This window comes from Kitasatospora sp. NPDC002965 (assembly GCF_040611255.1).
Classification (GTDB): Bacteria; Actinomycetota; Actinomycetes; order Streptomycetales; family Streptomycetaceae; genus Kitasatospora.
The window spans coordinates 43696-54736 of sequence record NZ_JBEXNT010000056.1 but is presented as its reverse complement, the minus strand read 5'-3'; the positions used below and the strand labels follow the sequence as shown (position 1 = coordinate 54736).

The window sequence follows — 11041 nt, the reverse complement described above, 5'->3', positions numbered from 1 at the left end:
GCCCCGCCGGACGCGCTCGCGGCGCCGCGGTCCGCGGGCGGCGCCGAGCCCGTCGCGCCGCCGTCCGCCGGCCTCGCCGCCGCCGCTCCCACCGCCGGGCCGGTGCCAGGGATCCTCAAGCCGCTGCCCGCCGAGTGGTTCGTCCCGCGCGGCACCAACGCCGAGATGCGGTTCGACGCGCTGCGCGGGAGCGCGGACGGCGGCCCGGTCGGCCGTCACATCCCGGTGGAGCGGTTCTTCGTCCGCAACCACACCAGCACGCCGCTGATCGACGCCGACAGCTGGCGGCTGCGGCTCTTCGGCAGCGGCCTGCGCGGCGCACCCACCGCCGACCGGCCGGTCGAGTTCTCCCTCGACGACCTGCACGACCTCCCCGCGCACTCGATCAGCGCCCTGGTCGAGTGCGCCGGCAACGGCCGCAGCTTCTACGCCGGCCAGCAGCACCAGACGGTGACCGGCACCCAGTGGACGCTCGGCGGCATCGGCTCGGCCCGCTGGCGCGGGGTCCGGCTGGCGGACGTGCTCCGCCGGGCCGGGATCAGCCGTCGTGCGGTGGACGTGCTGCCCAGCGGCCTCGACGCGGAGTTCGTGTCCGGCGGCGTCAGCCTCGGCCGGGTCCGCCGCCCGCTGCCGGTGGCGAAGGCGCTGGACGACGTACTGCTCGCCTACGAGATGAACGGCGAGCCGCTGACGCCCGACCACGGCGCGCCCGTCCGGCTGGTGGTGCCGGGCTGGATCGGGATCGCGTCGATCAAGTGGGTCGGCACGGTCGAGGTGGCCGACCACCCGCTCTACTCGCCCTGGAACACCGACTTCTACCGCCTCTTCGGCCCCGACCACCCGGCCGGCGGCAGCGCCCCGCTCACCACCCAGGTCGTCAAGAGCGCCTTCGAGCTGGCCCGCGGGGCGGTGCTGGCCGCCGGTCGCCGGCACCGCCTGTACGGCCGGTCCTGGTCGGGTGCGGCGGCGGTCCGTACGGTCGAGGTGTCCACCGACGGCGGCCTGCGGTGGCACCGGGCCGAACTGCTCGACGAGCCCCGCGCCGACAACTGGACGCGCTGGAGCATCGACTGGCGTCCGGAGCGGCCCGGCCCGTACGAGCTGCGGGCCCGGGCGACCGACCGCCGCGGCAACACCCAGCCCGAGGTGGCGGTGTTCAACCGCGAGGGCTACCTCTTCGACGCGGTGGTGGTCCACCCGGTGACGGCGGCCTGACTCCGCCCGGGGTCCGCCGCAGCCGCCCCCACCGGGCTCAGGCGCTGGACGGGACCTCGTACGGGGCCGGGTAGGGCGTCTCGTACGGGGCCAGCACCAGCCGCACCACGTCCTCCAGCCGCCGCCGGGCGTCGCCGAGCGTGGTGCGGCCGGTCACCCAGGCCGTCAGCTCGCCCTGCCAGGCGTGGCCGACGATGTGCCGCACCAGGTCGCTCGTGGCGGCCGGGACCTCGGCCATCACCGCCTGGAGCGCGGCACTGTCGGCCCGGGCCATGCCCTGCAGGGCCTCGCTGGCGAAGGGGTCGGTGGAGGCGGCGACGGCCACCCGGAGCCGGGCCAGTTCGGGCTGGCGCTGGTAGGCCCGCATGCCGCCGCGGACGAACCGCACCACCCGGTCGGTGGCGCCCAGGCCGGCGCGCGGTCCGCGGAGCTCCGCCACCAGGTCGGCCAGCAGCAGGCGGTGCCACTCGGCGATGGCGGCCGCCAGCAGGTGGTCCTTGGAGGAGAAGTAGCGGTACGCCGTCCCCAGGGCGACTCCGGACCGCTCGCAGACCTGCTTCATCTGCAGCCGCTCGACGCCGATCTCGTTCACCAGGGCGAGCGCTGCCGCGATCAGACTCTCGCGGCGTTCGAGTTGACGCGGAGACATCGCCTCCACCGGCCGTGGTGACAGGTCAACCTTGGTCACCCGCACCATGATACGGGCCGTGGCCGCTCAGGAATATGACGCCGACAGGCCGCCCGCCGTTCTCCCCCCGGTCACCGGGGCCGGCCCGCGGGCCGGCCCCGCCCCGGTGACCGCCCCGCCGTCGGCTCCGGGCCGTGGTCAGCGCGGTGCGACCAGGCGTTCGCGGATCAGCGCCTCCTGCACGGCGGACGCGACCAGCCGTCCCTCCCGGTCGTAGAACTCGCCCAGGGACAGCCCCCGGCCGTCCGAGGAGGACGGGCTCCGCTGGGCGAACAGCAGCCACTCGTCGGCCCGGAACGGCCGGTGGAACCACATCGCGTGGTCCAGCGAGGCCATCAGCAGCCGGGGCGGCTCGGTGCGCTGGAAGAAGTTGGGCTGGAGGTGCAGCCCGGCCGTCGAGGCCAGCGTGAGGTCCGAGAGGTAGGTGAGCGCGCAGACGTGCAGCAGCGGGTCGTCGGCGGGCAGCGGGGAACCGGTGCGCAGCCAGACGAACTGCTGCGGCATGCCCGGGACGGCGGGCGGCACGCCCGGGGCGTCCGGCGGGACGAACCGCAGCTCCAGGGCGCCGAAGCCGCTGCGGGCGAGCGCCGCGCGGGCCTCCTCGTCCCAGGAGGAGAAGACGTCCGGCAACTCCTCGGGGCCCGGCATGGACGGGATCTCCCGGTGCCGGTCGGTGGCCCGCTCGGGGCGTTTGAAGGACGCGGAGAGGGTGAAGACCGCCTCGCCCTTCTGCATCGCCGTCACCCGGCGGGTGGCGTACGAGGAGCCCTGGCGCACCTGGTCGACCCGGTAGTCGATCGGGTGGGCCGGGTCCCCGGCCACCAGGAAGTAGCCGTGCAGCGAGTGCACCGCGCGGTCGGTCCCGACCGTCCGCCCGGCCGCCACCAGGGCCTGTGCGGCGACCTGGCCGCCGAACGCGCGCATCGGCGCTCCGGCGTGGCAGTGGCCGCGGAACGTGTTCTCGTCGAGCCGCTCGATCAGCAGCAGCTCGGCGAACGGGCCGACGGTGTCGGTCGCCCGTCTCTCCTGTTCGGTCAGCTCGGTCACGGGCCCATAGTGACAGAAGCCGCCCGCCGACCGTTGTGACCTGGGTAACCCTTTCGGGGGAACCTCGCGGGTAGAACCTGTTCCAGTCGGGACCGCTCGGGACGGGTGGAGGAGGGCGCCGGAGCCCGACTGTCAGTGCCCTGACCTAACGTGTTCGGCATGTCGCAATCCGCACACGCGTACGCCTATCTGCGCCCGTCCGCCGTCCTCGACGGCGCGGCCGGCCGGCGCCTCGCCCTGGAGACCTCCGGCGGCGCCACCCCGCTCGGGGCGGCCGCCCACCCCCGCTTCTTCGCGGGCTTCCTGGCCGAGCCCGCGCCGGCCGCCGCCGCGCTGCTCGCGGTCGCCGACGTCGCCGCCGCCCGCTACTACCAGCCCCAGCTGCGCGCCTCGCTCGACCCGGTGGTCACCGCCAACGGCGACCGGCTCCGGTTCGAGTCCTTCTCCGGCTGCTGCGGCGTCTACGCCCGCCTCGACGTGCTCGCCGCCGGCCTGGACGGCGACGAGATCGGTCACGGCACCACCAACGTCGACGTCAACAACCCGCTGCGCGAGGCACTCTCCCGGATCGGTCGGGCCGAGCCGCTGCACCTCGCCGTCGGACCGGACGCCCTGGAGGTCACCACCTTCGACGGGCCGGTCGTCGAGAAGAAGGTCCCGCTGCCGGAGCGCTGGCTGCGCGGCTTCGCCGAGACGCAGGTCACCGCGGCGGGGTTCGACCTGCGGGCCGAGCTGCCCGCGGCCGAGGCGGTCCGCTTCCTGCGGTCGCTGCCGCGCGGCGGCGGCCGGGCCGGTGCCCGGACCGCCCTCTGGGTGGTCGCGGCCGGCCGGACGCTGCGCCCGACCACCCGGCCGGTGCCCGGTGCGGTCTGCCTGCCCGGCCCCGAGCGGCTGGCCGCGCTCCAGCGGGTGCTTCGGCACGCGCTGGCGCTGCGGGTGTACGGCCCGGTCGCGGGTGACGGCCCGGCGGCCTCCGCCTGGGAGGTGGTGCTGCCCGGGATGCGCCTGACGCTCACCCTCTCACCCGACGCCTCCCGGGGCTTCTCCGGCGAGGGCGGGGTGCTCGGCGCGCTGGCCACCGACACGGCCGAGCCGGACGCCGACCTGGTCGCGGCGCTGCTCGCCTGGGAGCCGCGGATCGAGGTCGCCGACCTGGCCGAGCAGTCCGGGCTCACCCCGGCCCGGGTGCGGGCGGCGCTCACCCGGCTCGGCACCGGCGGGCAGATCGGCTACGACGCCGCCGAGGCCGCCTACTTCCACCGCCAGCTGCCGTACGACGCGGGGCGGGCCGAGGACCGGAACCCGCGGCTGCGGGCCGCGCGCGCCCTGGTGGCGGCGGGGGCGGTCCGCCAGGAGAGCGGCGCGCTCGCCACCGTGACGGTGGACGACCACGTCCAGCGGGTGCGGACGGACGCGGCGGGCGCGCTCGGCTGCACCTGCCTCTGGTGGGCCAAGTACCGCGGCGGGCGCGGGCCGTGCAAGCACGTCCTGGCGGTCGGGATGGTTCGGGAGGCGGCCCTCCGGGGCGGCGCGCCGGAGAGCGGCGCGGTGGAGGGCGGAGCCGCGGGGAGCGGGGCCGTGGAGAGCGGGACGGCCGTCGGCGGGGCCGGTCACGACGGGATCCTTCGGGAGGGGGCGCGATGAGCGGGACGGACACGATGAGCGCGGTGCGGGCGACGGACGGGACGGGCGCCGCAGGCGTCACGGGCGGCGCGTCGGCCGCGGTCGACGCGCTGCTGACGGCGGTCCGCGAGGGGCGGGTCCCGCAGGTGCCGGGGCTGGTCGCCGCGCTCGGCCCGGCCGAGCGGCGGTCCTGCGTCCCGGTGCTCAAGGAGATGCGCAAGGAGGCCCGCAGCGACTGGTCCAAGGCGGCCAACCAGCGGATGGGCGCGCTGCTGGTCGCCGGAGCCGGCTGCCACGTCGGTGCGGCGGGCGCCGCCACCTGGATCGGCGGACGCGACTTCACCGGCCGGTCCTGGGCCCGCCACCCGGCGCTCGGCGCGGTGGTCGAGGCCCAGCCGGAGGAGTGGCAGATCGAGGTGGTCGGCCGGCTCGCCGCCAAGCGCGGATCCGGCTGGAGCTGGGACCTCTTCCCGCTGATCGAGCGGGTTGTCCGGCGGACGGGCTGCCGGGTGCCGGCCTCCGACGACTTCGTCGCCGAGTGGGTGCGCTCGGCCGCGGGCGCCGAGTCCGGCCCGCGGGGCACCACCGACACGCTGCTGGAGCGGCTGCGGGCGGACACCTTCACACCGGTGCTGCTGCCGCGGGTGTTCGAGCTCGACGACGTCGCCTGGCCGTTCGACTCCCGGTACAGCAACCGGCCGGGGGACTCCTGGCCGGAGGCGGTCGCGGGGCTGGCGGGCGGCCCGCACTTCGACCGCGCCGAGCTGGTCGACCTCTGCGTGGCCCGACTGGTCCGCGGTGGCCGGCCGGCCGACCAGAAGGCCTTCCTCGCCGTGCTGGTCGCCCTCGCGCCCACGACGGAGGAGTACGCCTCCCGGGTCCGCGACCTGGTCGCGGTGCTGGACGGACTCTCGACGGTGGCCGGCCACGCCCAGCAGGTGCTCACCGGGCTGGACGAGGCCGGCCTGGTCGGACCGGAGGTGCTCGTCGAGGCCTCGTCGGTGGTGCTGTTCCGCAGCGAGAAGAAGCTGGTCCGCGCCCAGCTGGCCTGGCTGGAGCAGGCCGCCCGGCGCTCGCCCGAACGCTCCGGCCCGGTGGTGCTGGCCGCCGCCGAGGCCTTCGGCCACCCCGACACGGTGATCCAGGAGCGCGCGCTCAACGTGGTGGCCCGCCGGCTCAAGGCGGCAGGCGAGGCCGTCCTGCCCGAGCTGCGGCTCGCCGCCGAGGCCCTCAACCCCGCCCACCACGCCCGCGCCGGTGAGCTGTTCGGCGCGCCGGTGGGCAGCGGCGAGGACGACGACACCGCGTGGAGCGAACTGCTCCCGCCGGTCCCGGTGCCCGCCCCGCTCGGGGACCCGCTCGCCACCCCGGCCGAGGTGGCCGAGGAGCTGGCCGTGCTGCTGGCCTCGGGCCGGCCGGACGTCGCCGTCTTCGAACGGGTGCTGGACGGCCTGGTCCGGCACGCCCACCTGGACCGGGCGGCGCTGACTGCGGCGCTGGAGCCGGTGCTACGGGTGAACCCGTGGCGCGAGGGCAGCCGGTGGAGCGACTGCGGTCCCGGCGAGGTGCTGTACGTCGCGGCGGCCGTGGCCGGTCTGGTCGACCCCCACCGGCGCGGCTCCGTCTTCAAGGACAAGGGCCGCCACCCGCTGCGCGGCCCGCACAACACGGTGTACGGCGAGGCGATCGCCGCCCGGCTCGCCGAGGCGGCCGAGCGGGTCACCACCGACCTTCCGCCGCTGCTCCTCGCCACCCCGACCGATGCGACCGGTGCGGTCGCGGCCGAGGTGCTGGTGGAGCGCCTGGCCGTCCACGAGGCGGCCGGCGTCGCGGTCGGGAAGGCCGACCTGAGCGCCGCCCTGCTGCGGGTGGCCCCGACGACCGACGCGGCCGTCCGGGCGGCTGCCGACAGGCTGACCTCGCCCGCCGGCCGCTGGGCGGCCCGGTGGCTGCGTGAGGGCGGCCTGCCGGCGCAGCCCTCGGCGCGGGTGGTCTTCGCGCCCGGCCCGGAGGCCCGGACCGGGCAACGCTACTGGGACCGCTGGTGGGAGACGGTGAAGCGGGTGGCGGTCACCCAGACCGGCAGCGGGGGCGGACCCGTCGGCCCGGCCGGCGAGCGCCTGGAGGCGGAGTTCTGGGCGCTGCTGGACGGCACCGAGCCCACCGTCGACCGGGCCCGCAAGCAGAACGAGTGGCAGTGGGAGCCCAGCCCGCACTGGGCCGCGATGCTCCCGCACCATCGCGAGGAGCAGGCGGCCCGCTGGCTCGACTGGTTCGCCGACTCCGCGGACCGCGAGCGGCGCGGTGCGGGGCGGATGCTCGTGGTGCTCGCCGAGGGCGGCGGCCCGGCCGGGCTCTCGCTGCACCTCGCCGTGGCCTACGGCCTCGGGGCCCGGTTCCCCGACGACCGGACGGCGGCGGTGGACGCGCTGCTGGTCCTCGCCGCCCGGGGCGACCTGGACGGCGCGCTGCTCGGTCGCGAGCTGGGCGAGCTGGTCACCCTCGGCACGGTGAAGCCCAACCGGCTCGCCCATTCCCTGGTCACCGTCGCGGACACCGGCGCCTACGGAACCGTCTGGTCGGTGCTGGCCACCGTCCTGCCCGCGCTCCTCGGCGGTGAGGGGGTGCGCGGCGCGGCCGACGTGCTGGCGGTGGCGGCGGACGCCGCGCGCCGCTGCGGTGCCCGCGGCGAGGTGCCGGGGCTGGCGGAGGCGGCGGGCCGGCCGGGGTCGAGCCGACTGGTGAAGCACGCCCGGGCCCTGCGGGAGGTGCTGGCCGGCTGACGGAGCGAGGGGCGGCGGAGGGTTCGAGAACGTTCGTTCTTGACCGGGCGTTCTTTAACTCCTAGAGTCATCGCCATGGGAAGACCACGCGCCTTCGACGAGGACAGAGCTGTGGAGACGGCGGCGGAGCTGTTCGCCCTCCGGGGATACGAAGGGACTTCGGTGGACGATCTGGTCACCGGTCTCGGAGTGCACCGGGGCAGCCTCTACAAGGTGTTCGGGAGCAAACGCGGCCTCTACCTGGCCGCGCTGCGCCGCCACCTCGACCAGGAGGTGCTGCCGCTCGCGGCGGCGCTCGGGACCGCCGGCGGGCTGGCCGAGCTGCTGGTGCAGGCGGCAGCCGGATTCGACGGCGGCCCGGCCGGCGGACTGCTGCTGTCGGCCGCCGTCGAACGGGCCGGCAGCGATCCGGAGGTCGGCGCACTGGTCGCCGAGGGCCTGGCCGCGCTCGACACCGCGGTCGCCCGGGCGGCCGGGCCCGCTGGGGGCGAGAGCGCCGGGCCCGCGGGCGCGGAGATGCTCGCCGCGACCGTCCTCGGCCTGCGGCTGCGTGCCCGTGCGGGCGTGGGCGGGCCGTCGGCCGCGTCGCTCCTGGCCTTCGCCGGCCGGTTCGGCGGGACAGGCGCGGCCGGCGGGGCCGAACCGACGGGTTGAGCAGGTCCTCACCCGGAACAACCAGAGCATCGTCGACCACCAGCAGAGGAACACTTCCATGGCCCACGTCAGCGTCACCGACCACACCCTCGTCGTCGAGATCGAGGGCCTCGACCGCCTCTGGGCGATCAGGAGCCGGATAGAGATCCCGATCGGCAACGTCCGGGGCGCCACCGTCGACCCCGGCATCTTCCGCGAGCCCAAGGGGATCCGGGTCGGCGGAACGCACTTCCCGGGGCTGATCACCGCCGGAACCTTCCGCTCGGGCGGCGAGTGGGTGTTCTGGGACGTCAAGAACCCGGAGAAGGCGGTGGTGATCGAGCTCGCCGACGAGCGGTACAGCCGGCTGGTCATCGAGGTCGCCGACCCGCGCGCCACCGTCGACCTCGTCGAACTCGCCAAGCGCCCCGCCTGACGGTCAGTCCGCCTGACGGTGAGTCCGCCTGACGATCGGTCCGGTCGGGGTCCGGTCCGGGCGGGGGCGGCCCGGTCAGCGGGCGTGCCGTGCGACGGACCGGCAGCCTCGGCGGGCCGTCGGACGGGCGGCCGTCTATGGTGATCGGGTCTCCCCGCCGCCGCATCCCGTCCGGAGCATCCGTGCTGCACCTGCGCCTGATCGTTCCCGTCGACCTGCGCGACACCGTGCTGAAGTGCCTGGACGACTGCGTGGGCGTGACCCACGTGGTGCTGCTCCCCGACGCGGCCGTCCGGCCGCCGGGGGACGTGGTGCTCTGCGACGTGGCGCGCGAGTCGGCGGACGAGGTGCTGGGCGGGCTGCGGGCGACGGGGCTTCCGGCGCGCGGCGCGATCGACGTCGAGGAGATCGAACTGACCCTCTCGGCGGCGGCCGACGAGGCGGAACGGCTCGCTCCCGGCGAGGGGGCGGACGCGCTGGTCTGGGAGGCCGTCTCCGAGATCACCCACGAGGAGTCCACGCTCACCGGCGTCTACCTGGCCTTCCTGACCGTGGCGACGATGCTGGCGGCCTGTGGCGCGGTGCTGGACAGCGCGATCCTCATCGTCGGCGCCATGGCGGTCGGGCCGGAGTTCGGCCCGCTGGCCGGGCTCTGCGTCGCGCTGGTTCAGCGCCGGTCACGGCCGGCCCTGCGCTCGCTGAACGCGCTGGTGGCGGGGTTCGCGGTGGCGATGGCACTGACCGTCGTGTTCTCGCTGCTGATGGACGCGGCGGGGTTGTTCAGCCAGGAGAGGTTCGACGGGGCGCGACCCAACACCTCGTTCATCTGGCAGCCGGACGCGACCTCGTTCGTGGTGGCCTTCCTGGCGGGCATCGCCGGGCTGCTCTCGTTGACCTCGGCCAAGGCCGGGATGCTGGTCGGCGTGGCGATCTCGGTGACCACCGTGCCGGCCGCCGCCAACGCGGCGGTCGCGCTCGGGTACGGCGACTTCCGGCAGTTCTCGGGCTCCAGCCTCCAGCTGCTGCTGAACATGGCCGGAATCGTGGTGGCGGGGGTGCTCACGCTGCTGGTGCAGCAGGGCGCCTGGCGGCTGCTCCGCCGTCGGGCCGAGGAGCGCGCGGCCTCCGCCTCCTGAGCGCCCGGCGGGACCGTACCCGCGGTCGGCGCCCCGCGGTCCCGGTCCCGCCGGGGCCCGGCGCCCACGTCCGCGCCGGCCCCGCCCGTGGTCCTGCCGCCGGCGGGCTCAGACCGGCACGCCGTCGTCCTCCGCCGCCTTCGGCCGACCGCCGCGCCCCGTGGTCTTCCCGCTGCCCGCCTTCCCGCCGACCGTCTTCGGGTCGGCCGCCGCGCGGGCCGCGTCGTCGGGTACCACCAGCGGCGCGCCGTCCTGCGGAAGCGCGGCCACGGCCCGCCACCAGAGCCGCAGGGTGGGCGGGTCGGCCGGTTCGAAGGGCTTGCCGGGGCGCGGCACCGCCAGCTGCGCGCCCAGCGCCCGCGCGGCGGCGACCACCCGCTCGGCGGGCTCCTCCCAGGGGTGCGGGGCGAGGTTGAAGGTGCACCAGTGGATCGGCAGCAGCACGTCGCCGCCGAGGTCGAGGTGGGCCCGGACGCCCTCCTCGGGCGTCATGTGCACCTCGGGCCAGAAGTCGCTGTACGCGCCGACCTGCATCATCGTCGCGTCGAACGGGCCGAGCCGGCGGCCGATCTCCGCGAAGCCGGGGAAGTAGCCGGTGTCCCCGCTGTGGAAGATTCGCCGGCCGCCGCCGGCCACCACCCAGGACGCCCACAGGAAGAGCGCGCTGGTGCGCGGGCCGCGGCTGCAGTAGTGCCGGGCGGGCGTGGCGGTCAGGGTGAGACCGGCCACCTCGGCCGACTCCCACCAGTCCAGTTCGACGATCCGCCCGGCGGGCACGCCCCAGTGCTCCAGGTGGGCGCCGACCCCGAGGGGGACGGCGAAGGTCGCGCCGGTGCCGATCAGCGCCCGGACGGTCCCCATGTCGAGGTGGTCGTAGTGGTCGTGGGAGATGACGACGACGTCCACCGGGCCGAGCTCGTCGAGCGGCAGCGGCACCGGGTGGAGCCGCTTGGGCCCGGTCCAGGCGAACGGCGAACAGCGCTCGCCCCAGACCGGGTCGAAGAGGACCCGACGGCCGTCCAGCTCGGCCAGCACGGTCGCGTGGCCGAGCCAGGTGAGCCGCAGGCCGGAGGCGGGCGGGGCGGCCAGGTCGACCGGGAGCAGCCGGTGCAGCGGCACGGCGGCGGCCGGGACCCGGCGGGTCCGGTCGGCGGCCAGCTGGGCGCGGGTGATCTCCAGCGGGCTGCGTTCGTACACCAGCCGGCGGGTGGGCACCGGATTGCGGAAGGCACCGTCCGAGAACTGCGGCGAACGGTGGATCCGGGACAGCCGGTCGCCGCGCGGATCGGCCCCGAAGGCGTCCGTCCGGACCCGGTGCCAGGCCGTGCGGGGCAGCCCGCTGAGGCGGCCCGGGGGAGCGGTGAGCATCGAGGTGAGGCCGGGGACACGGGTGTACCAGGGGGCGGCTGGGCGGGGCACGGCACCTCCAAGGACGGCTATGGATACCGGGCATGCCGGGGCGCGCACCGCCGGCGACGGC

Annotated in this window: 9 protein-coding genes; 6 read left to right on the top strand and 3 right to left on the bottom strand. The window is 76.2% G+C overall.

Going from position 1 to position 11041, the window contains the following annotated elements; genetic code table 11:
- Positions 1-1215 (top strand): sulfite oxidase (locus tag ABZY91_RS22000; RefSeq protein ID WP_355404626.1); only part of this gene is annotated, 1215 nt, incomplete at its 5' end.
- A gap of 37 nt (positions 1216-1252) precedes the next feature.
- Here the strand turns inward: ABZY91_RS22000 and ABZY91_RS21995 are convergent.
- Both ABZY91_RS21995 and ABZY91_RS21990 read right to left on the bottom strand, forming a co-directional pair.
- Complete coding sequence (locus ABZY91_RS21995) at positions 1253-1903, bottom strand: TetR/AcrR family transcriptional regulator (protein ID WP_329948877.1); 651 nt, start codon at positions 1901-1903, stop codon at positions 1253-1255.
- A 138-nt stretch (positions 1904-2041) separates the two neighbouring features.
- Positions 2042-2950: an acyl-CoA thioesterase domain-containing protein gene (locus ABZY91_RS21990; RefSeq protein WP_355404624.1), complete on the bottom strand. Its 909-nt coding sequence runs from the start codon at positions 2948-2950 to the stop codon at positions 2042-2044.
- Between the two features lie 159 nt (positions 2951-3109).
- Between ABZY91_RS21990 and ABZY91_RS21985 the strand changes: the two genes are divergently transcribed.
- From ABZY91_RS21985 to ABZY91_RS21965, 5 genes are all read left to right on the top strand, one after another.
- Complete coding sequence (locus ABZY91_RS21985; RefSeq protein ID WP_355404622.1) at positions 3110-4594, top strand: SWIM zinc finger family protein; 1485 nt, start codon at positions 3110-3112, stop codon at positions 4592-4594.
- Positions 4591-7356 carry a DUF6493 family protein gene (locus ABZY91_RS21980; RefSeq protein WP_355404620.1) on the top strand — a complete coding sequence of 922 codons (2766 nt, stop codon included), beginning with the start codon at positions 4591-4593 and terminating at the stop codon, positions 7354-7356. The genes ABZY91_RS21985 and ABZY91_RS21980 overlap by 4 nt, the downstream gene beginning before the upstream one ends.
- Before the next feature lie 75 nt (positions 7357-7431).
- On the top strand, positions 7432-8010 hold the full coding sequence (locus ABZY91_RS21975; protein WP_355404618.1) for a TetR/AcrR family transcriptional regulator: 579 nt from the start codon (positions 7432-7434) through the stop codon (positions 8008-8010).
- Between the two features lie 58 nt (positions 8011-8068).
- Positions 8069-8425 (top strand): hypothetical protein, encoded by a 357-nt coding sequence (locus ABZY91_RS21970; RefSeq protein WP_329880434.1) that lies wholly within the window; start codon positions 8069-8071, stop codon positions 8423-8425.
- A 182-nt stretch (positions 8426-8607) separates the two neighbouring features.
- Positions 8608-9561, top strand: a complete 954-nt coding sequence (locus tag ABZY91_RS21965) for a DUF389 domain-containing protein (protein ID WP_355404616.1) — start codon at positions 8608-8610, stop codon at positions 9559-9561.
- 108 nt (positions 9562-9669) lie between these two features.
- On the opposite strand, the gene ABZY91_RS21960 is transcribed toward ABZY91_RS21965, so the two are convergent.
- The gene (locus tag ABZY91_RS21960; protein ID WP_355404630.1) at positions 9670-10929 is read right to left on the bottom strand and encodes an MBL fold metallo-hydrolase; all 1260 of its coding nucleotides are present in this window, start codon (positions 10927-10929) and stop codon (positions 9670-9672) included.
- Positions 10930-11041 lie beyond the last annotated feature (112 nt).